The following is a 24,680-nucleotide window of genomic DNA, read 5'->3' on the forward strand; positions in this document are numbered from 1 at the left end:
TCGACGCCATAAAACACTTCTGTACGACAGGAAAGTGACATATTGCATTTCCCGAGGCAAGGAGCGGGCTGGGCCCGAGAGGCTCTATCGCGCCTCTGCCCGGCGGGCCGAAAGTGCGGCGACCGCCTGAACTTCGGTCAGCAGCCGCAGCGGGTCGACCGGCTTCACCATGACGCGGTTGGCGCCGTTGAGCAAAACCTGGCGGCGTGATTCGTCGCTCTTGTCGGCGGTCAGCACGATCACCGGTACCGGCGCAAGATCGAGCCGCCGTTCGTGGCCGCGCAGCCGTCCCAGCATGTCGATGCCGTTGCCGCCCGGCATCGACAGATCGCTGATGATGATGTCGGGGCGGGCATCCGCCTCGCCCAGGGCGCAATCGAGCAGCGTCTCGAAGTCTTCGACATGACGCACCTTGTGCCCGCCTTTTTCCAGGACGACGCGCACCAGCATGGCGTTGATCGGATCGTCCTCGCCGAGCAGGATGCTGAGCCCGCTCGCCGCCACTCTCGTCTCCGCAACCGAAAGCCCGAAGCCCGGCTGATTGTCGTTCAGCGCGTCGCGCTTTTCCATGCCGCGCATGCGCCCGCGCAGCACATCGATCAGCGACTGTTCGCGAAGCGGCCGGATGAGCCAGGCGTCGAACAGGTCGAGCGGATGGGCGCTGCGCTCTTCCGGGTTGACGAGCAGAACCTTGCGCAGGCCCAGCGCAGCGATTTCGGCGCGATCGGCAAGATGGGCGGAAAATTCCGCCGACATGCGATGATCGACGATGATATCAGTCGGCCGACCACCGTAACTGGCCATGCCGAGCAGCTTTTCCCGCGCCGTCTCGCCGTCACCGACGAGATGGCAGATGCCGCCGAGCGTGGTGATGGTCTCGGCGATGGCGGTGCGCGCCGCACCTGCCGGTGCCAGAAGCACGACGCTGTTGCCGGCAAGCAGCGTGTTTCGCCGCTCGGGCCTTTCGCTGCCGACATCGACGGGAAAGCGGATGGTGAATTCGCTGCCCAGGCCCTTTTCGCTGGCTACCGTCAATGCGCCGCCGAATTCGCGCATGATGCGGGCGGAGATCGCAAGACCGAGCCCGGTGCCGGCGCTCTTGTCGGCGACGGTGCCGCCCTGCTCGAACTCGCCGAAGACACGCGCCTGCTCCTCGGCCGTCATGCCGGGACCGCTATCGGCGACGGTGATCAACAGATTGCCGGCGTCAAGCGAGACACGGATGAAGACGCCGCCCACCTGCGTGAACTTCACGGCGTTGCCAATGACGTTGAACAGAACCTGCCGCAGCCGCGCCGGATCGAAGCTCATATTCTGGGGCACGTCAGAGGACACGGTGGCGCCGATCTCGATACCCTTTTCATGCGCCCGGTGGGCAAGCATCTCGACGACGCTCTCGAGAAGCTTGCGCAGCGATTCCGAGCGCGGGTGCAGTTCGAAACGGCCGACCTCGATGGTGGAGAAATCGAGCAGGTCTTCGACGAGCTGCGTCAGCGCGTGGCCGGACTGGCGGATATTCGCCAGGTAATTCTGCTGTTCCTGTGTCAGCCGCGTCTCCGCGAGCAGATGCGTCATGCCGAGGATGCCGGAAAGCGGCGTGCGCACCTCGTGACTGACGGTGGCAAGCAGCCGGGATTTGGCGGCGCTGTTATATTCGGCCTTCTGGCGGGCTTGCTCGCGGCCCTGCGCCAGCAGCCGCTCTTCGGTGACGTCGCGGGCAACGCTGTGCAGCAGCAGGCGGCCGTCCGCAGGATCGCGGGTGACGACGTCGCGCCAGACGAAAATCCTCTGGCCTTCCGGCGTCGAGATTTCGACATCGTAGCAATGCGGGATCGGACCGGGGCGGAAGGCGAGGCCGATCTCCTCGCAGCTGCGCCCTTCCGGATGCAGCCGTCCGGTCAGACGGCGAAACGTATCATTGGCGGAGATGATACGCCGGTCCATGGTGCGCGAGACCGTGATGTCGCCGAGCACGTCGTGCACGTCGGCGAACAGCTTTGCGCCTTCGTTGCGCTCGGGCAGGGATTGGCGGCCGGGCTTGTTTGCCCCGCGCCGGCGGATTGTCAGGACAAGGTAACCGGCCATCGCCGCAAGGCCGAGAACGACAAGCCCGCCTGGAAGCAGCAGCGGATCGCCGGCATAGGCAAGCAGCATGAGGGTGGTTGCGGCCAGCAGGCCGGCGCCACTCAGCCAGTAGAACAGCAGGCGCCGGGTCGGCGCGGGCATCTGACGCTGACTGGTTTGCTCAGGGGCTGCTGCACGTGGTCGCGGGGAGGGCTGCCCCATCCGCTCCTGATGCGGCTTGGCGGCGGGTCCGCCGAAGGCGGCGGACAATCTCTCCTGCAACTGTCCCAGATTGTGCATGCTATCTGGCTAACATGAGGCCCCTTCCGAATGCCTTCAGGAATTCGATAAGATTTTAGCGGCCGGCCTTTTTCGGCAGCAAGAGCTCGTCGAGAATGACGCAGGCCGCACCGATGGTGATGAAACTGTCGGCGAGATTGAAGACCGCGAAGGACCAGCTTGCGGTGTAAAAGAGGATGTAGTCGATCACATGCCCGTAGGCGAAACGGTCGACCAGATTGCCGATCGCGCCAGCGATGATCAGCGCGTAACCGAGATGCGCAAGCCAGCGGTCCTTGGCGGTGCGGTACCACAGCCAGACGACGAAGGCGACGATGACAAGCCGCATGCCGACGATGAACCAGCCGTCCATGCCCGACAGCATCGAAAAGGCAACGCCGAGATTATAGGTGCGGTAGAGCGCCAGCATCGGGATGACGGGCACGGCCTCCTGCAGCGGCAGGTAATGGTCGACGGCGATCTTGACGATCTGGTCGATGAGAACGGCGGCGGCGATGAAGAAGAGGATCGGCGCCGGGCGCGCAAAAAGCGCGGGGCGTGCATGCGTCGGTTCGGTCATTTGCCCTCGGAAAGTGAGAGGAGGTGGCGGCGCGCCTCGAAAAGCATGACGGCGGTGGCGACGGCGAGGTTCAGGGAATCGGCGCGGCCCTGCTGCGGAATGCGGGCAAGCGCGTCGGCCTCTTTGGCGAGCTGCTCGGGCAGGCCGGATTGCTCGTTGCCCATCAAGAGAACGACGGGCTTCTTCCGGTAGTCGATCGTGCGGTAATCGACCGCGCCGGCAAGATGGGTCGCGACGACGGAAACGCCGGCCGATTTGCGCCAGGCGAGGAATTCCTCCGGTGTCGCGCGTGCGACCGGAACGGCAAAGACCGAGCCCATGGTGGCGCGCACGGTCTCGAGCGAGAAGGGATCGGTTGCCTCTCCGACCAGAATGACGCCGGAAGCCCCGGCCGCATCCGCTGTGCGGATGATGGTGCCGAGATTGCCGGGATCGCGCACGCGGTCGAGCGCCACCCAGGTCTCGCCCTCCCTCGGCCGGATGTCCTTGAGCGGCTTCCAGCGCTGGTCGAAGATGCCGACGACCATCTGCGGGTTGTCGCGGCGAGTGATCGAGCCGATCACCTTTTCGCTGACTTCGAGCACCAGCCCGCCGGAGGCGACGGTCTTGGCGGCCATCTGCTCGACCAGCGGCTTGCCCTTGGCTGCCTTGGCATAGACCAGCGTGCGGATCGTCCAGCCGAGTTCGATCGCATCGATGACGAGCTTCAGCCCTTCGGCGAGGAAAGTCCCGCTTTCCTCCCGCGACTTCTTGTTCGTCAGCGCCTTGATGTCCTTGATGATGGGATTGGCGAGCGAGGTGACTTCCTTCACCTGGCCGACCCTGCGCGGTCCCTGATCGTGGAAGTCCTTGCTCATTTCGGCACCCAGCGGGAAAAGAGGGAGGTGGAAAGTGCGCGGCCCGGGGTCTTGCCGTCGAGGCCCGCTTCGCGGATCACCAGTTCGCCGGATTCGACCGCGCCGCCGGCACTCCGCATCGTCTCGCGCATCAGCTCGTGGATCGAATAGAAGCTGGCGCGGATCGAATAGGCCGTCAGCACCAGGCCGGCCGCCTGCGGCGACAGGATCTCGCGGCAGACATCGAGCATCAACGGCAGATGCTCGAAGAGATGCCAGACTTCTCCATTGGGGCCGCGACCGAATTTCGGCGGATCGGTGAGGATGATGTCGTACTGGCTGCCGCGGCGCTCCTCGCGCAGGATGAATTTCATCGCATCCTCGCAGATCCAGCGGATCGGCAGCTTTTCCATCCGTCCGAGCGCCTGGTTTTCGCGGGCCCAGCCGATTGCCTTCTTCGAGGCGTCGACATGGGTGACCTCGGCGCCGGCCGCGGCGGCGACCAGCGAGGCGACGCCGGTATAGCCGAAGAGGTTCAATACCTTCAGCGGCCGGCCGGCCTTTTCAACCTGCTCCTTCATCCAGCTCCAGTGCACGATCTGTTCGGGGAAGACGCCGACATGGCGGAAAGAGGTGAAGCGGCCGAGGAAATCGACGCCGAGCAGATTGAGCGGCCAGGTCTCGCCGAGTGCGGCCTTCGGGAAACGCCAGCGACCGGTGCCTTCCTCGTCGGTATCGCCGGTGAAGACGGCATCGACCTTTTCCCAGATGTGCGGCGCCAGCGAAGGCCGCCACAACGCCTGGGCTTCCGGGCGGATGATGCGATAGGGGCCGTATTGCTCGAGCTTTTGGCCGTCGCCGCTGTCGATCAGGTGGAAATCACCGGCGCCGAGCGACTCGAGGATGACAGGCACGCGTTCCGCCGGCCGTTCGCCGGTGCGCGTCATCAACGGACGGGAAACCGTGACTGGAGCTGCGCTCTCGCGCGCCGTCTCGCGGGCTGCCGCCGGCCGCGCGGGTGGCTTCGGCGACCGTCCGGCCCGATCGTCCCTGCGGCTTTCACCGGGGGGACCTGACGTTTTCTTCTGGCCCGGCCGGCGTTCTCTTTGTTTCAACGTGCTCTTCCGCGTCTCTGTCGAGGTGTCTTCATGGGGTTTTCGTCCTCTAGCCCAGAAGACCGCGCCGGATCAACTGCGCCGGCCAAAGCCCTGAAGCAGGTTCTCCCGACACGGCGTTTATTTCAAGCCCTTGGATGCCTGCGTGCGGAGCCAGCCTTCCGCCGAATAAAGGGCCGCGACATGCATCGACTGCATGATGACGGCGCCGGATTGTAGTTCGGCGAGGATAGCCCCGAGATCCGCAAACAGTATGTCGACTTTCTCTCCGGGGTCGAAACTGGGTTCGCCTGCTCTGTTCAGGCCGAGCGCCAGCCAGCTTGTAACCATGTTGCTGTGGTTGGCAGCATTCGGATAGGAAGTCAGCAGTTTAATCAAGGTCGAGGCTTCGTAGCCGGTCTCTTCTCTCAGCTCGCGCCGCGCGGCCGCCATCGCAGCATCCTCTGCCCTCATGTCGCTGGGTTCGACGCCGCCAGCGACGAGGCCGAGCACGATCTCGCCGCGGCCATGCCGGTATTCCCGTGTCAGCAATACGCGCCCGTCGGGCAGCAGCGGGATGACATTGATCCAATCGGGATAATCGAGCACGTGGAACGGGGCGACGACGGTTCCATCGGCGGTCAGGCAGTCGTCGCTGCGCAGCCGGATCCAGCGATCCTCATAGGTGATGCGGCTCGCCGTCACGCTCCAGGGCTTCAATTCGTCGCTCATCGCAATCCCTGCTCCAGATGAAGCTTGGCAGATAACATTCCCTTCCTCCTTGGCAAAGCGCTTTGCCGTTGGGATAAGATAGGCGAATCGCAGATGAGGCTATCGAATGGATTTCACCGGCGAAGAACGCATCGCGGCGCCGCGGGACATGGTCTGGGCGGCGCTCAACGATCCGGAAATCATGCGCGGCTGCATTCCGGGCTGCCAAAACATCGAGCGGCTGTCGCCTGATAGCTTCGAGGCGACGATCAGGGTCAAGTTCAGCCTGCTGTCGGCCACCTTCCATGGGCTGCTGACGCTCGCCAATGTCGATGCGCCGAAAAGCTATACGCTGTCGGCTGAAGGCAAGGGCGGCCTTGCCGGCTTTGCCAGGGGAACCGCCGATGTCGTGCTCGAAGAACGGGGTGCGGAGACGATCCTGCACTACCGGGGGCGGGCTGAACTCGGCGGCAAGCTCGCCCAGCTCGGCGCCCGCCTCCTCGATTCGACCTCGCAGAGGCTCGCCGAGGGCTTCTTCTCCGATTTCAACGCCGCCGTCGTGGCAAAAATGGCGGCTGAGTGAGGGCCGTTCGCTGTGGACTTGGCGCCGGCAGGAGCTTGGTTTAAGGGCTCATCATGACATGGACCATCAGGCCGCCGCGGGCGGAAGACCAGGAAGCGCTTGCGGATATCTATCTGTCCGTACGCCGCGAAACATTTGTCTGGGTCGATCCCGGCAAGTTCCACCGCGAGGATTTCGCCGCCCATACCAATGGCGAGACGATCTTTGTCTGTGAGCATGCCGATGGTAGACTTGCCGGTTTCCTGTCGCTCTGGCCGGAGGATGATTTCATTCACATGCTTTATATAAGCTCGGAATTCCAGGGTGTCGGCGCCGGCACGGCGCTGCTGCGGTCGCTGCCGGAATGGCCGCAACATAAATACCGGCTGAAATGCCTGGTGAACAACCGGCGAGCGAAGGCCTTCTACCTTTCCCATGGTTTCCAGGTGACCGGCAATGGTGCGTCGCCGGAAGGCGATTACGAGGAGCTGAGCTTCTTTCCAGTTTGACGCACCGGGTAACGCTCTTACCGTGCCGGCAGCTGGGCGGCTATATCCTCGGCGCGCGTCCTGTGGCGATCTGCCTCACCCTGCCAGCGAATGGCTTCCTTGGCTTCGGTGCGGGCGCGTTTGCGGTGTTTGCCCTGGCTGCACCAGGTGGCGGCCGAGCCGATCAGCATGCCCGAAATCAGCGCGATGAACAGGAAGACGAAGAAGGGCGCGGAGACCGCGAGCACCTGATCGTCAGGTCGGAATGGATTGAAGGCGAGCGTGACGCTCTGCCGGTTGGCAACGCAGAAGACGATGAGGATGACGCCGAGGGGCAGCAGAATCAAGAGGTTGATGATCTTCTTGGCCATTGAGGTCTCCATGCGTCGGACGGCGCCGCTCTCTTCGAATGGCGCATTGTATCTACGCATCGGCCCGAAAATCGATTCCGATTTTCGGGCCGATGCGCTAGCAGAATAGAAAAACCGAGTTCAAGTTCAAGTGCGGTTTCGCCGCAGGCGGTTTGCGCCGCTCAATCCTCTTCGTCGGCCTGGCCGGGATTGAGTCGCTCGCGCAGTTCCTTGCCGGTCTTGAAGAAGGGAACCCACTTCTCCTCGACGAAGACGGTGTCGCCGGTGCGCGGATTGCGGCCGGAGCGCGACGGGCGGTTCTTCACCGAAAACGCGCCAAAGCCGCGCAATTCGACGCGGTTGCCCGCAGCCAGTGCATCCGTGATCTCGTCGAGAACCGCGTTGACGATATTTTCGACGTCGCGATGATAGAGATGCGGGTTGCGTGCCGCAACAATCTGCACCAATTCGGACTTGATCACAGTCGCCCCCTTAAATTATTGATTTCTTATCAATCGTGGCCAACCTGCCAAACTGAAAGCAGCCCGTCAAGAAGCAACTTCGGGGGCAGGATTCCATTGATATCCTGGCCTTTGACGAGATCATCATAACCGAAGATCGTAATCAACCGCGAAACAGCCCCAGCGAGCAGAAACGGCGTATTGCTCTTCTTGTCCCAGTCGACCATCGGCAGATCGGTGTCGACCCCGCGCGACTTGAGATAGGCACGGATTTCGGGGTCGCCGCCGATCGTATCGACGAGTTTCATCTTGAGCGCCTGCCGGCCGGTATAGATCGTGCCGTCGGCAAGTTTGAGCACCTCGTCGCGCGGCAGCTTGCGCCGGTCGGCGACGAGGTCGACGAACCAGTTGTAGCTGTCGACCACCATGTTGCGGATCATCGCCTTGGCTTCCTCGCTCGCCTCATGGAAGGGCGAGGGCTCCGCCTTCAGCGGCGAGGACTTGATCTCCTGCAGCGACACGCCGATCTTGTCGAGCAGCGGCTGGATCTGCGGATACTGAAAGATGACGCCGATCGAGCCGGTGATCGAGCTGTCGCCGGCAATGATCGTATCGCCGGCCGTGGCAATCATGTAGCCGGCCGAAGCTGCAAGCGTGCGCACGTCCGAGACGACGGGTTTCTTGGCCGATATGGCCCGGATCGCCTTGAAGATCTTTTCGCCGCCAAAGGTCGTGCCGCCGGGCGAGGAGATCGAAATCACCGCCGCCTTTACCTGATCGCTGGTCTCGACCTTCTTCAGCCGCTCCAGAAGCTCGTCGTCGTCGACGATCAGACCGGAGATCGTCACATGGGCGATGTGCGGGCGCTCGGTTCCGGCACCGCCGAAGGCGAAGCCGTAGAAGGCCAGTCCAAGCGCCACGACGAGGGCCACCGCGACGATGCGCCAGAAGCCGAGCTTGCGGCGCAGCCGCCGGCGATCGGCGATGATCGAACTGTCCATAAAAACCTCCAGCGCTGGCCGGGCATCGGCATGGCGCCGAGCGATCCGGGGAAATAGGTGGCAGCGGCGCGTACGAATGCCACTTTTCGATGTTTTTCCGTTTTGTTGCTTGTTGCAGAAAAAATTCCATATTGGCAAGCCAATGTAATAATGCGAAACGAACTGTGATTGGCGGCCGGCTTTGTTATAAGGCGCGGCAATCACCGCACATGGAACGAGACCTATGCTCGATACCCTGAAGAACAACGGAAATGCCGCTTATGTGGGCTCCGGCAGGAGCGCCTATGGCGATGCGTTGTTCCATTCCGCCCGCGTGCGGCGGCTGAAGATCCTGCTGCCGGTGGCCGCCCTCATCGTCGCCGCTGGCCTCACGGCGGTGGCGTTGGTCAGCATCTACCTGCCCGAAAACGTCAAGTTCGAAGGTGCCAAGATCGAGAACGGCAAGGTCGTGATGGAAAAGCCGGCGATCGCGGGCCGCAATTCCGATGGCATCAACTATTCGATGCTCGCCGAACGGGCGTTGCAAGATATCCGCAATCCCGATCTGATCACGCTCGAGACCATCAAGGCGGCCGTGCCGATGAATGACGGCCTGATCGCCCGCGTCGTCGCCTCGACCGCCGATTACAATCGCGCCACCGACAATCTGCATATGACGGCTCCCTTCACCCTGGTGCTGAGCAGCGGCCTCAACGCGCAATTCCAGTCTGCCCGGCTCGACATCAAGGGCGGCAACATGCGCAGCGACGACCCCGTCACCATCACCAAGGACAATGCCTCCATTGTTGCGAAGACGCTTGAGATAACAGATAAGGGGCGGGTGATCACATTCGAGGGGAATGTTCGCATGAATGTCGATCCATCCACCATCCATAAACAGGGCACCTAACCAGCCGGGTCATCCATGACAAAAGATTGTCGCATTTCAGCTTGCAAGACGGGCGTAGCATTCATTGCCGGCGCATTTGCCCTTATCCTGACGGTCTCGGGGGCCGCCGCGCAGCAGGCGACCACAATGTCCGGCATGAAACTTTCCAACGATCAGCCGATTCAGATCGAAAGCGACAAGCTCGAGATTCACGATCAGGAACACATCGCCCTCTTCACCGGCAAGGTCAAGGTCGTCCAGGGGACGACGACGATGCAGTCCGGCAAGATGACCGTCTATTACAAGGACAAGGCGGCAAAGCCGGCCGCCGATGGCGCCCAGCCGGAAAAGTCTGCCTCGCTCGCATCGGGGAGTGCCGATATCGACAAGATCCTGGTGACCGACAAGGTTCTGCTGACCTCGGGCACGCAGACGGCGACCGCCGATGACGGCAAGTTCGACATGGCTTCGCAGACATTCACCCTGACGGCGGATCAGGGCAATAAGGTTATTCTGTCGGATGGGCCGAACGTCTTTACCGGCTGCAAACTGACCGTTCACATGCAAACCGGTCAGGCTGAGCTTGAAAGCTGCGGCGGGCGTGTCCAGATTCAGCTCGATCCGAAATCGCAGCCGAACGCGCAGCAGCAGAAGCAGAACTGAAAAAGCCGGCCTCCCACGTGAAATTATCATCGCTATCCACCATGTTCGGCCAGCCCGAGCCACAAGCTGCGGGTGCCGCCGACAAAAGCCGCTATCAGGGAACGCTGATCGCCCGCGGTCTGACGAAGACCTATGCGACGCGTCGCGTCGTCAACGGCGTTTCGCTGGTGGTGCGCCGTGGCGAGGCCGTCGGCCTGCTCGGTCCGAACGGTGCGGGCAAGACGACCTGTTTCTACATGATCACCGGCCTTGTGCCGGTGGATGAAGGCACGATCGAAATCGACGGCAACGACGTCACGACCATGCCGATGTACCGCCGCTCGCGCCTCGGCGTCGGCTATCTGCCGCAGGAAGCCTCGATCTTTCGTGGGCTGACGGTGGAAGAAAATATCCGCGCCGTCCTCGAAGTGCATGTCAAGGACAAGGCCGAGCGCGAGCAGAAGCTGAACGAGCTGCTGGAGGAATTTCATATCCAGAAGCTCAGGAAGAGCGCCGCCGTCGCTCTTTCCGGCGGCGAGCGCCGCCGTCTCGAAATCGCCCGTGCGCTGGCGACCGACCCGACCTTCATGCTGCTCGACGAGCCCTTTGCCGGTGTCGACCCGATCTCGGTCGCCGACATCCAGAACCTCGTCCACCATTTGACGGCGCGCGGCATCGGTGTTCTCATCACCGACCATAATGTGCGCGAGACCCTCGGTCTCATCGACCGCGCCTATATCATTCATGCCGGCGAAGTGCTGACCCATGGCCGGGCCAATGATATCGTCAACAATCCGGAAGTGCGCCGGCTCTATCTCGGCGACAATTTCAGCCTCTGATGCTGGATCAGGCTGATTTCAGGCCAAATCGGCCTGAAATCGGAATCCGTCATGCTCTCGCCGGCGCGGAAATTCACCTTGCCGCGTAGTTCCGCTTGACCAAATGAGATAAAAAAGCAATTTTTGGGCCAACTTCGTTTCCGTGGCCTGAAGCGTAACTGGACGCGGTTTCCCGGAGGAATTGAGGGGAGTTTCGCGTCCGTCATGGCACTGTCCGCCAATCTTTTCCTGCGCCAGAGCCAGTCCCTGGTGATGACCCCGCAACTGATGCAATCCATCCAGTTGCTGCAGATGACGCATTTCGAGCTTAACCAGTTCATCGCCCAGGAAGTGGAAAAGAACCCGCTGCTCGAATTCCCGTCGAATGACGGCGAAGCGGGCGACGAACGGGGTGCCGGCGAGGACGAGCCGTTCGGTCAGCCGTCGGAAGACGCGGGCTCGGACGACGGCGCCGATAATCGTGCCGAGGCGCTCTCCAGCGACTGGTACGACAATGGCGGCAGCGAGAGCACCGGCCGGCTGAACGACGAGCTCGACGCCAATTATACCAATGTCTTTCCCGATGATGGTGGCCCGCAGCGCCTCGATGCGCCGGAGCTTGTCGGCCAGTGGAAGTCGATGCCCGGCAGCGCCGAGGGCGCCGATTACGATCTCGACGATTTCGTCGCCGGCCAGCTGTCGCTGCGCGACCATCTCGCTCAGCAGATCCCCTTTGTCCTGCCTGACATGACCGACCGGCTGATTGCGCAGAATTTCGTCGATCAGCTCGATGATGCCGGCTATCTCCAGACCGATCTCGTCGAGACCGGCGAGCGGCTCGGCACGAGCCTCGAACAGGTCGAACACGTGCTCGCCGCCCTCCAGACGCTCGATCCGCCGGGTGTTTTCGCTCGCAGCCTCGCCGAATGCCTGGCGATCCAGCTGAGGCAGAAGGACCGCTACGACCCTGCCATGCAGGCGCTGGTCGCCAATCTCGAACTGCTGGCCCGGCGCGATTTCGCAACGCTGAAGCGGCTCTGCGGTGTCGACGAGGAAGACCTTCTCGACATGCTCGGTGAGATCCGCCAGCTCAATCCGAAGCCCGGCAGCGGTTTCGAGGCGGGTGTTTCCGAAGCGATCATGCCCGATGTCATCGTCAGGCCGTCGGCAGACGGCGGCTGGCTGGTCGAGCTCAATCCGGATACGCTGCCGCGCGTGCTGGTCAACCAGTCTTATTTTGCGCGCGTGAGAGGGAACGGCGAGGATCATGCCTTCCTTTCCGAGTGCCTGCAGAGCGCCAACTGGCTGACGCGCAGCCTCGATCAGCGGGCAAAGACCATCATGAAGGTGGCAAGTGAGATCGTCCGCCAACAGGACGCCTTCCTGCTCAACGGCGTCGACCACCTGCGGCCGCTGAACCTGAAGACAGTGGCCGAGGCGATCAAGATGCACGAATCCACCGTCAGCCGCGTCACTTCGAACAAATACATGCTGACGCCGCGCGGCCTCTTCGAGCTCAAATATTTCTTCACCGTGTCGATCAGCGCCGTCGAAGGCGGCGACAGCCATTCGGCCGAGGCCGTGCGCCACAAGATCCGGGCGCTCATCATGCAGGAGAGCCCGGATGCGGTGCTCTCCGATGACGACATCGTCGACATGCTGAAAAAAGGCGGCATCGATCTCGCCCGCCGCACGGTGGCGAAATACCGGGAAGCGATGAACATCGCCTCCTCGGTCCAGCGCCGCCGCGAGAAGCGGGCGCTCGCCAAGGTCGCGGGCTTCTGACGGCTGGAACGCTTCGACCGTAACCGAAGCATCCGCTTCGAATATTCCGCTATTTCTCCGGTGTCTTGAACGAAGATCGAAGTGCCGATGATGACGCCGCAAAATCCGAAGCCTGCCAGAGAACTTGTCCTGCTTCTCGTGCTGGCGACCCTCTGGGGCTCTTCCTACACCTTTATCAAGATCGGCGTCGAAACGATCCCGCCGGTGACCTTGATCGCTGCGCGCACGCTGATCGCCGGCGGCATTCTGCTCGCCGTGCTTCGCCATCGACGCGTGCGCCTGCCGCGCGACCCGGCGATATGGCGACGCTTCTTCGTTCAGGCCTGCCTGAACAGTGTCATTCCTTTCACGCTGATCGCCTGGGCGGAGCAATCGGTCGATGCCGGGCTGGCGGTGATCCTGAATTCGGCGACGCCGATCTTCACCTTTCTGCTGACCGTGGTCATGACCCGCCACGAGCCGGCGACCCTGCGGAAGCTCTTTGGCGTCGTGGCCGGCCTTGCCGGCATCTGCCTCGTCATCGGCGTCGAAGCGCTCGGCGGTCTTGGCGAAAGCCTGATAGCGCAACTCGCCATCATCCTGGCGACTATCTGTTATGCAGGTGCCGCGATTTTCAGCAAGAACTTCAAAGGCCTCGATCCTGCCGTGCCGGCCGCCGGTTCGCTGATCTCGGGCGCAGTCATTCTGATGCCGGTGAGCCTCCTTGTCGAACATCCGTGGACGCTTGATCCCTCGGCCGAATCGATGCTGGCGCTGCTTGCACTTTCCGCCTTTTCGACGGCGCTTGCCTTTGCGATCTATTTCCGCCTCGTCCAGACGCTGGGTTCGGTCGGAACCACCTCGCAAGCCTATCTCCGTGTGCCGATCGGTGTTGCGATCGGCATCGTCTTCCTCGGCGAACGGCTGAGCCCGACCGCCTGGATCGGACTGATCTGCGTCATTCTCGGCGTCATCGCCATGACGATCCCGGCCAGGCGCACAACGCAAGCGCGAAGCGCGTGAAGTGATGACGCGGGTATTCGCTGAAAGGCCTTTTTCGGCGGGAAGATTGTTGCAGCTTATGCGGGCATGTCCGATACCGATTTTTCGTCCTATTGACTTTTCGGCAAGCTCTGGCTAGAAGCCCGCCGCAATCGACGCCGTGAGCGCTTTTTGAAGTTATCCCCATCATCCCAAGGGTACCGAGGACCCGCAGGCCCACGCCGATCTTGCTTGAGATTGCGCGAAGTGCTTGGATGAACCTGAGGCTTGGCGTAAACTGATACCCGCAAACGACCATAAGAAGGGAAACTCCATGAGTGTGCGTGTATCCGGGAAACATATGGAAATTGGTGAATCGTTCCGTCAAAAGATCGAGGACCAAATTGGTATGGCCATCACGAAATACTTCGACGGGGGGTATTCCGGACAGGTGACCGTGGTCAAAGCGAGTTCTCGTTTCTCGGCAGACTGCAAGCTTCATCTCGACAGCGGGGTGGTGCTGCATGCCGCCGGCGAAGCAACCGATCCGCAGCTTGCCTTCGACGCCGCTTCAGAGCGCATCGAGAAGCGTCTGCGCCGCTACAAGCGCAAGCTGAAGGACCATCATGCCGGAAACCACCTGAATGGTTTTGCAGAAGTCTCCTACACGGTCATGGACTCCGTTCCTGATCACGAGGATGAAATTCCCGACGATTTCGCCCCGGCTATCGTCGCTGAAAGCACGAAGCAGCTGAAGACCATGTCAGTCGCCACCGCCGTGATGGCGCTCGACATGACCGACGAGCCGCTTCTCCTGTTCCGCAGCCCCGGCAAGGAACATCTGAACATTGTTTACCGTCGCCACGACGGCAATATTGGCTGGATCGATTCGGCCAATATCAAAGGCTGAGATCAGGGCGGTGAGCGGCGGTATCGCCGCCGCTCCCCCGCATCATCTGATCCCGGCGACAGAAGGAAAAAGAAATGGCATTGGCAGATTTGCTCCATCAGGATGCGATCATTCCCGCCCTCAGAGTAAATTCCAAGAAACAGTTGCTTCAGGAATTAGCGGCACGAGCCGCAAGGATCACCGGGCTCTCCGAACGGGAGATCTTCGACGTCATCCTGCAGCGCGAACGCCTGGGCTCGACGGGCGTCGGCAACGGTATCGCCATTCCCCACGGCAAGCTGGTGAACATTCATTCGATCGTCGGCATCTTCGCCCGGCTGGAGCAGCCGGTCGATTTCGAAGCGCTGGACGACCAGCCGGTCGATCTCGTCTTCCTGCTGCTGGCGCCGGAAGGTGCGGGCGCCGATCATCTCAAGGCGCTGTCGCGCATCGCCCGCGTCCTGCGTGATCACGATCTCGTGGCAAAGCTGCGCGCCACCGATTCCGCCTCGGCGATCTACGCCTTCCTCAACGAAGAACAGACCTCGAACGCGGCCTGAACCGCTGCTATTCCTGACTAGACTAAAGGCGCCTGATTTCGCAGGCGCCTTTTTTGTTATGCGACGGAAGGGAACGATCAGAACTCTTCCCAGCTGTCCTGCGCCACGGCGGCCGAGCCGTGCGACGACGCGGCCGGCCGGCGGGCTGTCGGGGTAGTGGTCCGAGGCGAAGCGGCCGAGGCAGCCGGCGCCCGCATCTGCTGGGCGACGGCGTTGAGCTGAGCGGCGTTGCCCGAGCCGGAGACCCGGAAGCGGGTGGCGAGTGCCTTCAGCGTCTGTGCCTCGTCGTTGAGCGCTACGCTGGCGGCGGTCGCTTCCTCAACCATCGCCGCATTCTGCTGCGTCACCTGGTCCATCTGGTTCATGGCCTGGTTGATCTCCTTGAGGCCGACGGCCTGCTCGCTCGCCGAGGCCGAGATCTGCCGGATGAGGTCGTTGATGCCCATCACCTGTTCGGCAATCTTGTGCAGCGTGCCGCCGGCACGCCCGACAAGATCGACGCCTTCCTTGACCTGTACGGCCGAGGTGTTGATCAGCGTCTTGATCTCCTTGGCGGCATTGGCCGAGCGCTGGGCGAGCTCACGCACTTCCTGGGCGACGACGGCAAAACCCTTGCCGGCCTCACCGGCGCGGGCCGCTTCGACACCAGCATTCAGCGCCAGCAGATTGGTCTGGAAGGCGATCTCGTCGATGACGCCGATGATCCGCGACACCTCCGTCGAAGACTGTTCGATCCCCTGCATCGAGGCGATCGCCTTCTGCACCACTTCGCCGGATCTTTCGGCATCCTGGCAGGCGAGGCTGACGTTGTCGGCCGCGGTCCGGGCATTATCGGCGCTGGAATCGACCTGCGCGGTGAGCTCGTTGAGTGCCGCCGCCGTCTCCTCCAGGCTTGCCGCCTGCTGTTCGGTGCGCTTGGCAAGGTCGGAGGCGCTGTTGCTGATCTCGCCGGTGCCAGAGCCGATATTGGCGACGCTGAGGGTCATGGTGTTGATGGTTTCTTCAAGGCTTGCAAGCGCCGCATTGAAATCCTGCTTCAGCTTGCCGTATTCGCCGGGGAAGTCGTCGGTGATGCGGTGGCCGAGATTGCCGCGCGACAGCTCGGAAAGGCCCGCACCGACGATCGAGACGATACGACGCTGCAGCGACACCGATTCCTGGCGTTCCGATTCCGACCGGCCGCGCTCCGCCTCCGCCGCCTGCCGCTCTCTGGCAGCCTCGTCTTCGAGCCGCCTGGTATCGGCGAGCGCAAAGCGGAAGCCTTCAAGCGCCTTGGCGACCGAACCAACCTCGTCGCTCCGATCCTGAGCCGCGACCGGCTGCTCATAGTGGCCGTCGCTCAGCGCCTTGACGCTGGCGACGAGCCCGCCGAGCGGCCGCTGCACCAGCGAACGGACGGCGAAATAGAGCGCCAGCATGACCGCGCCGAGCACGATCAGGCCGTTGATGATCATCATGTAGGTCTGGTCTTTGACCGGGGCATTGATCGCGGTGTGCGGGACATCGACGAGGACGACCCAGGTGGCGTTGACGCCGGGAACGGCGAAGGGATAGACGACGCGATCGAAGGGATCGAGGCCGTCATAGGTCAGGTTCCTGACGAGGCCGGGCTCCTTGTTCGACAGCGCCGCCTTGACGACGTCGGCGCCTTGGCCGTCATATTGCTTGGTCATCAGGTCAGGGATCGGCGCGACGATCCAGTTGCCGGCCTGCGACAGCAGCGTCACGCGGCCGGAGCCGAAAGGATGCAGCGCCTGCAGCTTGTCGGTGAGCGACTTCAGCGAAATGTCGACGCCGGCGAGACCGATCATCTTGCCGCCCGCCGTGACGGGATAGGCGATCGAGGTCAAGAGCGTCGGGACATCGGTTCCCTCGGCAAGGTACGGCGTGGTGATCGCGCCCTTGCCGCTGTCGGCGGCGAGCTTCCACCATTCGGCGGTATAATCATTGTCGAAGGTCGAGTACTGGACGCCGCCATCCTTGGTCTTCGACCAGTAGGGCGTGAAGGCGCCGTTCTTGTTCGTGCCTTCGTCATTATTGTTGGCGATCTCGGTGGTCTTGCCGTCGAGCGCGCCAAGCTGCTCGCAGAACCAGCTGCCGAAGGCGAAGGCGTTTTGCTCGAGATTGGCTTTCAGCACATTGATCATGCCCTTGCGGTCGAGCGATTTGCCCTCATGGCCGCGGCCGATCACGCCCGACATGGTGCGTGCGGCACTGGCGAGTTCGCCAACATTGGCGGCGATTTCATTGGCGATCGATTTTGCCTCGAGATTGGCCTGATCCATCGTCAGCGTCTGGACGCGATCGCGCGTCTGGCCGATGAGGAAAAAGTTCGAGACGATGAGAACAAGCGCGATGGCGATGCCGGTGATGACGAGAAGTTTCGCCGCAAGCGATTTCATGCGAAAAATAAACATGGGGTCCTCGGGCAAGGATACGCCGAACGGGCATTCTCCGGCGCAGGAGCGAAGGCATCGCCCCGTCATGGAGCAGCCGCCTGCAGCGGCGCGCGTCTTTCAAGACGCCACGGGACGCTGCAGCACTTTGAATTGGCGGCCGGCTGCAAGAACGAAGGGCGCCGGCGACCACGAGGAAGATCGCCGGAAATACCTTAAATTTGAATGAAACTCGAATGGTCAAGACAAGGAAAACCGCAGAAATCCCCTCAAAACTAAAGGGTTTATTCGGCGGCTTCGCAAAGAGACAGAATCTACATTCTGTCCGCGACGTCCTGGCTTAACGGGATCGAAGGCTGCGCCCCCGCCTTGAGGCATGCGAGCGAGCCGGCGACGGCCGCGCGACGCAGCGCCGAGGCAAAATCGAGGCCTTCGTCGAGGCTGGCGGTAAAGTAACCGCAGAAGGTATCGCCCGCACCGACAGTATCGACAGGTTCGATTTTCAGGCCTTGCGCCCGGGAAATGACGCCGTCGCGGATGGCGATGACACCATCGCCGCCGAGCGTGACGATCAGCGTCTGGCCGGTCTCCTGATGCAGGCGGTGAAGGGCCGCCTCGCGCGCTTCGGCGTCCATGCCATCCTGCCCGGCGAGCCGCTCGAACTCGGTCTCATTGGCAATGACGATATCGGCCAGGCGCCCGAGACGCCGCGCATCGGGAGTAAGCGGCGCCAGGTTGAGGATGCTGGTGACGCCCCTGACGCGGGCAGCCGAGAGCGCGCGCTCGACGGCGTCAACAGGCACTTCGAGCTGCAGCATCAGAATGTCGCCTTCACTCATCTTGCCGACCGCCGTCTCGGCATCGGCAGCCGTCACCAGGCCGTTGGCGCCGGGCACCACGGCGATCATGTTCTCGCCATCGCCGCCGACCAGGATCAGCGCCGTGCCGGTGGGACCGTCGACATGTTTGACGAGGGAGAGGTCGGTTCCGGCATCATCGAGCAGGGCGAGCGCATCGGCGGCAAAACCATCCTTGCCGACGGCGCCGGCCATATGCACATAGCGGCCAGCGCGGCGGGCTGCCAGCGCCTGATTGGCGCCCTTGCCGCCGGCGGCCGTGGTGAAGCCATTGCCGGCCACCGTCTCGCCGGGCTTCGGCAGGCGGTCCGTCGTGGCGATGAGATCCATGTTGATGGACCCGAAAACTGTGATCATGAGGATGTCCCGTCCTTTGGAACATGCGGGCGACGGCATGCTCCAACTCTTATCTGAAATGCGGGGCAGACACTGCCCGAAGCGGTCACTCCTCGTCAACCACCCGAAGCTTGAGAAGACCGGTGCGGCTTTCCACCGATTTGGCCGGGGTCTCCTCGTCACGGGCGGGCCTCACATCGCCGCCGGCCTCGAATTCCAGCGCTTCGATCTTGGCGCCGCGCCTAGTGAGCTTGTCGGCCGATGTGACGACCATGTCGATATCCTTCTGCGCCATGGCGAAATGGCCCTGCAGCTTGCGCACCCGCTCGTCGAGACGGCCGAGATCGTCCATCAGCAGCGCCACCTCGCCCTGGATCACATGCGCCTGCGCCCGCATGCGCTGGTCCTTCAGCACGGCCTGGATGACCTGGATCGACAGCATCAGCAGCGACGGCGAGACGATGACGATGCGCGCCCGGTGCGCCTTCTGCACCACCGGCTCGAAATTTTCGTGGAGCTCGGCAAAGATCGATTCGGACGGCACGAAGAGAAAGGCGGTATCCTGGGTTTCACCCTGGATCAGATATTTCTCGGCAATATCGCGGATATGGATCTCCATGTCGCGGCGGAACTGCTGGCCGGCGAGCTTGGCGGCCTCGGGGCTGCCGGCGTCGCGGATGGCGTTCCAGGCTTCGAGCGGGAATTTCGCGTCGATGACGAGCGGCGGCGCGCCGTTCGGCATACGGATCGTGCAGTCCGGCCGCGAGCCGTTCGACAGCGTCTGCTGGAAGGCGTAGGCGCCCATCGGCAGGCCGTCGGCGACGATCGTCTCCATCCGCGACTGGCCGAAGGCGCCGCGCGTCTGCTTGTTGGAAAGTATCGCCTGCAGCCCGACCACGTCCTTGGCGAGCGTCTGGATATTGTTCTGCGCCGCGTCGATCACCGCCAGCCGCTCCTGCAGCCGCTGCAGGTTTTCATGCGTCGATTTGGTCTGTTCGGTGATCGTCGAGCTCATGCGCTGCGACATGCCGTCGAGTCGTTGGTTGATCGCCTGATTGAGTTCGCTCTGCCGCGCGCCGAAGACCTCGGCCATCGCCGTGATCCGGCCCTGCATCTCCGCCTGGATCTTCAGAAGCTCGGCCATGCGCATCGCACTTTCCCTGGCGCGCAGATCCGCCTCCTCCGCCTGTTCGCGGCGAAGGCCGGCCGCACGCAGGAAAAGCACGATCACCAGCAGGATGAGGGCTGCAAGAACGCCGCCGGCCAGCGCCAGCATGGCCGGGCTGATCGAGGCGACGGAAGCTGAAAGCGATTCGGAAGCGACGGTCATGGCGCAACCATAACAGAAGATGCGGCAATATATAGATCAAAACGTGAACGAAGTCGGCAATCCTCAATATCCTGCGATGCCCGCCGGGCCTTGCTGGTCAACGCAGAAAATCGCAGCCGGATTAACGATTGCTCAACCATATTCGCCAAAATCTGTGGCGCAGAATTCCCTCCCGCGCCGTTGCGCCAAAGACAGAGATCTCAATGACATCCCAGCAGACCGACAGTGCGCTGAAACAGCGTCTCGATTTCATCGAACTGGATGAGGCGGCGCGCAAGTCGATGCGGGACCTTCGCCCGGTTATATCAGAGCTGGTCGGCGGCGCCCTCGATAAATTCTACGCCAAGATTGCCAGGACTCCCGCTGTCTCGAGCTTTTTCACGGACAAGAGTCAGGTCGCTCATGCCAAGAAGCGGCAGCAGGATCATTGGGCCAATCTTGCAGGTGGTAGCTTCGACGAAAGCTATGTCGATGGCGTAACGGCGGTCGGCCGCACCCATGCCCGCATCGGGCTGGAGCCGCGCTGGTATATCGGCGGCTATGCCCTCGTCATGTCCGAGCTCGTCAAGGGTATTATGGAGAAGCAGTGGCCTTCGGTCTTCGCGCGCCAGCAGGGCAGGCAACTGGCCGAGAAGCTGTCCGCCGTCATCAAATCAGCCATGCTCGACATGGATTATTCCATCTCGGTCTATCTCGAGACGCTGGAAGCCAAGCGCCGTGCGCTGGAAGAGGAGCGCGCCAAGGCGCAATCCGACCAGGCCATCGCGCTGGAGCAGCTGCGCCGCGGCCTGGAAGCACTGTCGAATGGCGACCTCGAAGCCACTCTGCCCTCCGATCTACCGGGTGATTTCAGGCAGATGGCCGAGGATTACAACCGCGCCGTCAGCGCCCTTCGCCAATCCTTCGCATCCGTGCGCGACACGTCGGGCCAGATCATGAGCGGCGCCGACGTCATTTCCAACGCGACCAACGACCTGGCGCTGCGCACCGCACAGCAGGCGGCCGGCGTCGAGGAGAGCTCGGCGGCCCTGCAGCAGCTTTCCGTCAGCGTCGGTCAGACCGCCGCCAACGCCGAAAAGGCGTCCGACGCCGTGCGTGAGACGCAGCAGAAGGCGAAGAATTCCGGTGAACTCGTCACCAGCGCCGTCTCGGCGATGGCCGGCATCGAAAAATCCTCGACCGAAATTTCCAAGATCATCGGCGTCATCGACGAGATCGCCTTCCAGACCAATCTCTTGGCGCTGAACGCCGGCGTCGAAGCGGCGCGTGCCGGCGATGCCGGCAAGGGCTTTGCCGTCGTCGCCCAGGAAGTCCGCCAGCTCGCCCAGCGCACGGCCGAAGCCGCCAAAGAGATCAAGAACCTGATCTCGCAGAGCTCGACCCAGGTCAACGAGGGTGTGGGCATCGTCTCCAGCACCGGCGAGGCGCTGAACGACATGATCAGCCGCATCGATATCATCAACCGCTTCGTCGCCGATATCGCCGCTGCCGCCCGCGACCAGGCCACCGGCGTCAATGAGGTCAGCGTCGCGATCCGCAGCATGGGCGAAATCACCCAGCAGAATTCCGGCATGGTCGAACACACCTCGGCGGAAACCCGCCGCCTCACCGATGAGGTGGAGAAGCTGATCGAGCTGCTGCGGCGCTTCCGCGCCCGGCCGGAGGGCCGTCCCGTCGCCGCCACCCGCCGGGCGGCGTGAGGCAAATATGGCAAAATTCCGGGCGGGGATGCAAAAAAGCGTCTTCCCCGCCTGCCGGATAATTCCATAGTGGGAAAAGATGGGTTATGGGAACGCCCATGACCATCAAGCCACTCATCATTCTTCCCGATCCCCTTCTCCGCCAGCTGTCCAAGCCGATCGAGCGGGTCGACGCCGAGCTGCAGCGTCTGGCCGACGACATGCTGGAAACCATGTATGATGCGCCGGGCATCGGCCTTGCCGCCATCCAGATCGGCGTGCCGCGCCGCATGCTGGTCATCGACGTGTCGCGCGAAGGCGAAGAAAAGCAGCCGCAGGTCTTCATCAATCCGGAGATCGTCAAATCCTCCGACGAACGCTCGGTCTATGAGGAAGGCTGCCTGTCGATTCCGGATTATTATGCCGAGGTCGAGCGCCCGGCGGTCGTCTCGGTCAAATATCTCGACCGCAACGGCAAGGAACAGACGGTGGAAGCCGACGGCCTGCTCGCCACCTGCCTGCAGCACGAGATCGATCATCTGAACGGCGTGCTGTTCATCGATCATATCTCGCGGTTGAAGCGCGAGATGGTGATCAAGAAGTTCACCAAGGCGGCGAAGTCCAAGGCACTCTGACGAGCGTTGAAATGCGGCCGGCGAGGCACTATGATATCACCGATATCATGATGGAGGTGCCGAATGGGTGACCTGCTTATTCGCGATGTTCCTGACGCAATGAAGCGGCAACTTCAGGAAAGCGCGCAGCGCAATGGCCGCAGCCTTTCGGAAGAGGCGATCGAAATCATCCGCCGGCAGATTGCGGTACGGCATTCGGGGGCTTCCGCCGGACAGCGCCTGCGCTCGCTGATGAGCGATGAAAGATTTACCGATGAGGAGGTGGAATCCATCGCCGCATCCCGCCACGAACGCGACCGCGAACCACCGCGCTTCGACCCATGATCGTCCTCGATACGAACGTGATTTCCGAGTTGCTGGGGAGGACCCACAGCGAGCGGATATTGAATTGGCTTGATGGCTACGACGTGGAGATGCTTTTCCTGACGACGATCGCCGTCGCCGAAATGCGCTATGGTCTTGAACTTCTCGACGATGGCAGGCGAAAGGCAACATTGATATCCGACTTCACCCGGATCGAGTCGGAATTTGCCGGCCGCATCCTCGGTTTTTCACTGAGTGCGGCCAATCGCTACGGCCTTCTGGCGGCGCAGCGCAGAAAGATGGGGCGGCCGATGGAAACGAAGGATGCGATGATTGCCGCCATCTGCCTGGCAAACGGCGCGACGCTCGCCACCCGCAACCCCCGAGTTTTCGAAGGGCTTGATCTCAAGCTCGTAAACCCGTTTGAAGACGGCTGATCCTCAATTGGCGAGATAGAATGTCTCTTAGCATCATTTTCATGGGAACCCCGGAGTTCTCGGTTCCGACCCTGCGCCTGCTCGTCGACGCCGGCCACAGGATCGTCGCCGTCTACACGCAGCCGCCGCGGCCGGGCGGCCGGCGCGGGCTCGATCTGCAGAAATCGCCGGTGCATCAGGCGGCCGAACTGCTTGGTCTGCCGGTGTTCACGCCGGTCAATTTCAAGGATGCGGAGGAGCGCGAGAGGTTTGCCGCGTTCAAGGCCGATGTCGCCGTCGTAGTCGCCTACGGGCTGCTGCTGCCGGAGGCGATTTTGAACGGCACCCGCGACGGCTGCTACAACGGCCACGCCTCGCTGCTGCCGCGCTGGCGGGGTGCTGCACCGATCCAGCGGGCGATCATGGCCGGCGACGATAAGACCGGCATGATGGTGATGAAGATGGACAAGGGTCTCGATACCGGCGCCGTCGCGCTCAGCCGCGAAGTCGAGATCGGCCCGAACATGACGGCGGGCGAATTGCACGACCGGCTGATGCAGGTCGGCGCCAAGGCGATGGCGGAAGCCATGGTGAAGCTGGAAATGAACGACCTGCCGCTGACACCGCAGCGGCAAGATGGCGTGCTTTATGCCGCCAAGATCGACAAGGCCGAGACGCGCATCGACTTCGCCAGACCGGCGCGGGATGTGCACAACCATATCCGCGGCCTGGCACCGTTTCCGGGCGCCTGGTTCGAGCTGGAGATCGGCGGTAAGCCGGAACGGGTGAAGGTGCTGGGGTCAGAGCTGGCCGAGGGGCAGGGCGTTGCCGGACAGTTGCTGACCGACGATCTCGTCGTCGCCTGTGCTTCCGGCGCCGTGCGGTTGACACGGCTGCAGAAGGCAGGCGGCAAGCCGCTTGCCGCATCCGATTTCCTCCGGGGCACGCCGCTGGCGGCCGGCACGAGGCTTTCCTGATGCCGCGCTACCGCATGACCGTCGAATATGATGGCGGCCCCTATGTCGGCTGGCAGCGGCAGGAGAACGGTCCGTCGGTGCAGGGGGCGATCGAAGCCGCGGTGCTGTCGCTGACCGGCGAGACCGTTTCGGTCCGCGGCGCCGGCCGCACCGATTCCGGCGTCCACGCCATGGGACAGGTGATTCACGCCGACCTTTCGAAGCAATGGTCGCCCTACCAGCTGCAGAACGCCATGAATGCGCATCTGAGGCTGGCCGGCGAGCGCGTCTCCATTCTCGACGTCGAGGCGGTTCCCGAATTCTTCGACGCCCGCTTCTCGGCTTTGCGCCGCCATTATCTCTACCGGATCGTCAGCCGCCGGGCGCCGCTGGCGCTCGAAGCCGGCAAGGCCTGGTGGGTGCCGAAGACACTCGACCACGAGGTCATGCATGCCGCCGCCCAGCGGCTGGTCGGCCGGCATGATTTCTCCACCTTCCGCTCCGCCCATTGCCAGGCGAACAGCCCGGTGCGCACGCTCGACCGGCTCGATGTGACGCGCAGCGGTGCGCTGATCGAGATCCGTGCCACGGCGCAGAGCTTCCTCCACAACCAGATCCGTTCCTTCGCGGGGACGCTGAAGCTCGCCGGCGAGGGCAAATGGACGCCCGACGATGTCGAGGCGGCACTCGAAGCCCGCGACCGCAAGGCTTGCGGCCCGGTGGCGCCGCCCGACGGGCTCTATTTCCTGCAGGTGGATTATCCCGAGGTGATCACCGATCGCCGGAGGCCCGCCGATGAAAGCGACGACGATCTCTCATGACCT

At 62.6% G+C, this 24,680-nt stretch carries 26 protein-coding genes; 15 read left to right on the forward strand and 11 right to left on the reverse strand.

Translation table 11 applies throughout. The features are described from left to right. Positions 1–84 precede the first annotated feature (84 nt). The 5 genes from AMC88_RS02130 to AMC88_RS02150 all read right to left on the reverse strand — a co-directional run bounded on the left by AMC88_RS02130 (position 85) and on the right by AMC88_RS02150 (position 5,585). Positions 85–2,364 carry a PAS domain-containing hybrid sensor histidine kinase/response regulator gene (locus AMC88_RS02130; RefSeq protein WP_064824743.1) on the reverse strand — a complete coding sequence of 760 codons (2,280 nt, stop codon included), beginning with the start codon at positions 2,362–2,364 and terminating at the stop codon, positions 85–87. Positions 2,365–2,419: 55 nt separating this feature from the next. Next, positions 2,420–2,923, reverse strand: a complete 504-nt coding sequence (gene lspA / locus AMC88_RS02135; protein ID WP_004679813.1) for a signal peptidase II — start codon at positions 2,921–2,923, stop codon at positions 2,420–2,422. Beyond that, complete coding sequence (locus AMC88_RS02140) at positions 2,920–3,780, reverse strand: TrmH family RNA methyltransferase (protein ID WP_064824744.1); 861 nt, start codon at positions 3,778–3,780, stop codon at positions 2,920–2,922. Before AMC88_RS02140 ends, lspA begins: the two co-directional genes overlap by 4 nt. Then, positions 3,777–4,874, reverse strand: coding sequence for a class I SAM-dependent methyltransferase (locus AMC88_RS02145; RefSeq protein WP_012482427.1), 1,098 nt, complete (start codon positions 4,872–4,874; stop codon positions 3,777–3,779). Before AMC88_RS02145 ends, AMC88_RS02140 begins: the two co-directional genes overlap by 4 nt. Positions 4,875–4,994: 120 nt before the next feature. Then, entirely contained in the window at positions 4,995–5,585 is a 591-nt protein-coding gene (locus AMC88_RS02150) for an NUDIX hydrolase (protein WP_012482428.1), read from the reverse strand. Positions 5,586–5,691: 106 nt separating this feature from the next. Here AMC88_RS02150 and AMC88_RS02155 point away from each other — a divergent pair, with 106 nt between their 5' ends. Both AMC88_RS02155 and AMC88_RS02160 read left to right on the forward strand, forming a co-directional pair. Beyond that, on the forward strand, positions 5,692–6,147 hold the full coding sequence (locus AMC88_RS02155; protein WP_016734961.1) for an SRPBCC family protein: 456 nt from the start codon (positions 5,692–5,694) through the stop codon (positions 6,145–6,147). A gap of 53 nt (positions 6,148–6,200) precedes the next feature. Next, entirely contained in the window at positions 6,201–6,635 is a 435-nt protein-coding gene (locus tag AMC88_RS02160; RefSeq protein WP_004679810.1) for a GNAT family N-acetyltransferase, read from the forward strand. Between the two features lie 17 nt (positions 6,636–6,652). Here the strand turns inward: AMC88_RS02160 and AMC88_RS02165 are convergent, their stop codons facing one another. The 3 genes from AMC88_RS02165 to sppA form a co-directional block, all read right to left on the reverse strand. Then, a complete protein-coding gene (locus tag AMC88_RS02165) occupies positions 6,653–6,985 on the reverse strand; it encodes a LapA family protein (protein WP_064824745.1) in 333 nt (110 codons plus the stop codon). Positions 6,986–7,146: 161 nt separating this feature from the next. Next, positions 7,147–7,446, reverse strand: a complete 300-nt coding sequence (locus tag AMC88_RS02170) for an integration host factor subunit beta (RefSeq protein ID WP_003544934.1) — start codon at positions 7,444–7,446, stop codon at positions 7,147–7,149. 29 nt (positions 7,447–7,475) lie between these two features. Further along, positions 7,476–8,426 carry a signal peptide peptidase SppA gene (sppA, locus tag AMC88_RS02175; RefSeq protein ID WP_064824746.1) on the reverse strand — a complete coding sequence of 317 codons (951 nt, stop codon included), beginning with the start codon at positions 8,424–8,426 and terminating at the stop codon, positions 7,476–7,478. Positions 8,427–8,649: 223 nt separating this feature from the next. On the opposite strand from sppA, the gene lptC reads away from it, so the two are divergent. The 7 genes from lptC to ptsN all read left to right on the forward strand — a co-directional run bounded on the left by lptC (position 8,650) and on the right by ptsN (position 14,948). Further along, a complete protein-coding gene (gene lptC, locus AMC88_RS02180; protein WP_004671665.1) occupies positions 8,650–9,315 on the forward strand; it encodes an LPS export ABC transporter periplasmic protein LptC in 666 nt (221 codons plus the stop codon). A gap of 15 nt (positions 9,316–9,330) precedes the next feature. Next, positions 9,331–9,957 (forward strand): LptA/OstA family protein, encoded by a 627-nt coding sequence (locus AMC88_RS02185; protein ID WP_064829855.1) that lies wholly within the window; start codon positions 9,331–9,333, stop codon positions 9,955–9,957. 41 nt (positions 9,958–9,998) lie between these two features. Further along, positions 9,999–10,775 carry an LPS export ABC transporter ATP-binding protein gene (gene lptB, locus AMC88_RS02190; protein ID WP_003570776.1) on the forward strand — a complete coding sequence of 259 codons (777 nt, stop codon included), beginning with the start codon at positions 9,999–10,001 and terminating at the stop codon, positions 10,773–10,775. Positions 10,776–10,979: 204 nt separating this feature from the next. Then, the gene (rpoN, locus tag AMC88_RS02195; protein ID WP_064824748.1) at positions 10,980–12,539 is read left to right on the forward strand and encodes an RNA polymerase factor sigma-54; all 1,560 of its coding nucleotides are present in this window, start codon (positions 10,980–10,982) and stop codon (positions 12,537–12,539) included. Between the two features lie 90 nt (positions 12,540–12,629). After that, positions 12,630–13,541, forward strand: a complete 912-nt coding sequence (locus AMC88_RS02200; protein WP_064825792.1) for a DMT family transporter — start codon at positions 12,630–12,632, stop codon at positions 13,539–13,541. A gap of 292 nt (positions 13,542–13,833) precedes the next feature. Further along, positions 13,834–14,409 carry a ribosome hibernation-promoting factor, HPF/YfiA family gene (gene hpf / locus AMC88_RS02205; RefSeq protein ID WP_004674094.1) on the forward strand — a complete coding sequence of 192 codons (576 nt, stop codon included), beginning with the start codon at positions 13,834–13,836 and terminating at the stop codon, positions 14,407–14,409. Positions 14,410–14,483: 74 nt separating this feature from the next. Then, positions 14,484–14,948, forward strand: coding sequence for a PTS IIA-like nitrogen regulatory protein PtsN (ptsN, locus tag AMC88_RS02210; RefSeq protein WP_003570770.1), 465 nt, complete (start codon positions 14,484–14,486; stop codon positions 14,946–14,948). Positions 14,949–15,025: 77 nt separating this feature from the next. On the opposite strand, the gene AMC88_RS02215 is transcribed toward ptsN, so the two are convergent. The 3 genes from AMC88_RS02215 to AMC88_RS02225 form a co-directional block, all read right to left on the reverse strand. After that, on the reverse strand, positions 15,026–17,365 hold the full coding sequence (locus AMC88_RS02215; RefSeq protein ID WP_064824749.1) for a methyl-accepting chemotaxis protein: 2,340 nt from the start codon (positions 17,363–17,365) through the stop codon (positions 15,026–15,028). A 293-nt stretch (positions 17,366–17,658) separates the two neighbouring features. After that, positions 17,659–18,558: a ribokinase gene (locus AMC88_RS02220; RefSeq protein WP_064824750.1), complete on the reverse strand. Its 900-nt coding sequence runs from the start codon at positions 18,556–18,558 to the stop codon at positions 17,659–17,661. Between the two features lie 85 nt (positions 18,559–18,643). After that, a complete protein-coding gene (locus AMC88_RS02225) occupies positions 18,644–19,867 on the reverse strand; it encodes a DNA recombination protein RmuC (RefSeq protein WP_064824751.1) in 1,224 nt (407 codons plus the stop codon). 203 nt (positions 19,868–20,070) lie between these two features. On the opposite strand from AMC88_RS02225, the gene AMC88_RS02230 reads away from it, so the two are divergent. The 6 genes from AMC88_RS02230 (at position 20,071) to truA (ending at position 24,677) form a co-directional block, all read left to right on the forward strand. Beyond that, positions 20,071–21,567, forward strand: coding sequence for a globin-coupled sensor protein (locus AMC88_RS02230; protein WP_064824752.1), 1,497 nt, complete (start codon positions 20,071–20,073; stop codon positions 21,565–21,567). Between the two features lie 98 nt (positions 21,568–21,665). Further along, on the forward strand, positions 21,666–22,181 hold the full coding sequence (gene def, locus AMC88_RS02235; RefSeq protein WP_064825793.1) for a peptide deformylase: 516 nt from the start codon (positions 21,666–21,668) through the stop codon (positions 22,179–22,181). Between the two features lie 63 nt (positions 22,182–22,244). Next, a complete protein-coding gene (locus AMC88_RS02240) occupies positions 22,245–22,505 on the forward strand; it encodes a FitA-like ribbon-helix-helix domain-containing protein (RefSeq protein ID WP_064824753.1) in 261 nt (86 codons plus the stop codon). After that, positions 22,502–22,921 carry a type II toxin-antitoxin system VapC family toxin gene (locus tag AMC88_RS02245; RefSeq protein WP_064824754.1) on the forward strand — a complete coding sequence of 140 codons (420 nt, stop codon included), beginning with the start codon at positions 22,502–22,504 and terminating at the stop codon, positions 22,919–22,921. Before AMC88_RS02240 ends, AMC88_RS02245 begins: the two co-directional genes overlap by 4 nt. Positions 22,922–22,941: 20 nt before the next feature. Continuing rightward, positions 22,942–23,877 carry a methionyl-tRNA formyltransferase gene (fmt, locus tag AMC88_RS02250; protein WP_064824755.1) on the forward strand — a complete coding sequence of 312 codons (936 nt, stop codon included), beginning with the start codon at positions 22,942–22,944 and terminating at the stop codon, positions 23,875–23,877. After that, on the forward strand, positions 23,877–24,677 hold the full coding sequence (gene truA, locus AMC88_RS02255; RefSeq protein ID WP_012482444.1) for a tRNA pseudouridine(38-40) synthase TruA: 801 nt from the start codon (positions 23,877–23,879) through the stop codon (positions 24,675–24,677). The genes fmt and truA overlap by 1 nt, the downstream gene beginning before the upstream one ends. Positions 24,678–24,680 lie beyond the last annotated feature (3 nt).

This window comes from Rhizobium phaseoli (assembly GCF_001664385.1).
GTDB lineage: Bacteria > Pseudomonadota > Alphaproteobacteria > Rhizobiales > Rhizobiaceae > Rhizobium > Rhizobium phaseoli.

Excerpts from the sequence above, each read along its gene's own strand:
- AMC88_RS02230 (WP_064824752.1), top strand. The coding sequence starts at position 20,071 with ATGACATCCCAGCAGACCGACAGTGCGCTGAAACAGCGTCTCGATTTC.
- fmt (WP_064824755.1), top strand. The coding sequence starts at position 22,942 with ATGTCTCTTAGCATCATTTTCATGGGAACCCCGGAGTTCTCGGTTCCG.
- rpoN (WP_064824748.1), top strand. The coding sequence starts at position 10,980 with ATGGCACTGTCCGCCAATCTTTTCCTGCGCCAGAGCCAGTCCCTGGTG.
- lspA (WP_004679813.1), bottom strand. The coding sequence starts at position 2,923 with ATGACCGAACCGACGCATGCACGCCCCGCGCTTTTTGCGCGCCCGGCG.
- lptC (WP_004671665.1), top strand. The coding sequence starts at position 8,650 with ATGCTCGATACCCTGAAGAACAACGGAAATGCCGCTTATGTGGGCTCC.
- AMC88_RS02160 (WP_004679810.1), top strand. The coding sequence starts at position 6,201 with ATGACATGGACCATCAGGCCGCCGCGGGCGGAAGACCAGGAAGCGCTT.
- AMC88_RS02140 (WP_064824744.1), bottom strand. The coding sequence starts at position 3,780 with ATGAGCAAGGACTTCCACGATCAGGGACCGCGCAGGGTCGGCCAGGTG.
- AMC88_RS02200 (WP_064825792.1), top strand. The coding sequence starts at position 12,630 with ATGACGCCGCAAAATCCGAAGCCTGCCAGAGAACTTGTCCTGCTTCTC.
- AMC88_RS02155 (WP_016734961.1), top strand. The coding sequence starts at position 5,692 with ATGGATTTCACCGGCGAAGAACGCATCGCGGCGCCGCGGGACATGGTC.
- AMC88_RS02165 (WP_064824745.1), bottom strand. The coding sequence starts at position 6,985 with ATGGCCAAGAAGATCATCAACCTCTTGATTCTGCTGCCCCTCGGCGTC.
- AMC88_RS02225 (WP_064824751.1), bottom strand. The coding sequence starts at position 19,867 with ATGACCGTCGCTTCCGAATCGCTTTCAGCTTCCGTCGCCTCGATCAGC.
- sppA (WP_064824746.1), bottom strand. The coding sequence starts at position 8,426 with ATGGACAGTTCGATCATCGCCGATCGCCGGCGGCTGCGCCGCAAGCTC.
- ptsN (WP_003570770.1), top strand. The coding sequence starts at position 14,484 with ATGGCATTGGCAGATTTGCTCCATCAGGATGCGATCATTCCCGCCCTC.
- AMC88_RS02245 (WP_064824754.1), top strand. The coding sequence starts at position 22,502 with ATGATCGTCCTCGATACGAACGTGATTTCCGAGTTGCTGGGGAGGACC.
- AMC88_RS02150 (WP_012482428.1), bottom strand. The coding sequence starts at position 5,585 with ATGAGCGACGAATTGAAGCCCTGGAGCGTGACGGCGAGCCGCATCACC.
- AMC88_RS02215 (WP_064824749.1), bottom strand. The coding sequence starts at position 17,365 with ATGTTTATTTTTCGCATGAAATCGCTTGCGGCGAAACTTCTCGTCATC.
- AMC88_RS02220 (WP_064824750.1), bottom strand. The coding sequence starts at position 18,558 with ATGATCACAGTTTTCGGGTCCATCAACATGGATCTCATCGCCACGACG.
- AMC88_RS02185 (WP_064829855.1), top strand. The coding sequence starts at position 9,331 with ATGACAAAAGATTGTCGCATTTCAGCTTGCAAGACGGGCGTAGCATTC.
- def (WP_064825793.1), top strand. The coding sequence starts at position 21,666 with ATGACCATCAAGCCACTCATCATTCTTCCCGATCCCCTTCTCCGCCAG.
- AMC88_RS02130 (WP_064824743.1), bottom strand. The coding sequence starts at position 2,364 with ATGCACAATCTGGGACAGTTGCAGGAGAGATTGTCCGCCGCCTTCGGC.
- AMC88_RS02240 (WP_064824753.1), top strand. The coding sequence starts at position 22,245 with ATGGGTGACCTGCTTATTCGCGATGTTCCTGACGCAATGAAGCGGCAA.
- truA (WP_012482444.1), top strand. The coding sequence starts at position 23,877 with ATGCCGCGCTACCGCATGACCGTCGAATATGATGGCGGCCCCTATGTC.
- lptB (WP_003570776.1), top strand. The coding sequence starts at position 9,999 with ATGTTCGGCCAGCCCGAGCCACAAGCTGCGGGTGCCGCCGACAAAAGC.
- hpf (WP_004674094.1), top strand. The coding sequence starts at position 13,834 with ATGAGTGTGCGTGTATCCGGGAAACATATGGAAATTGGTGAATCGTTC.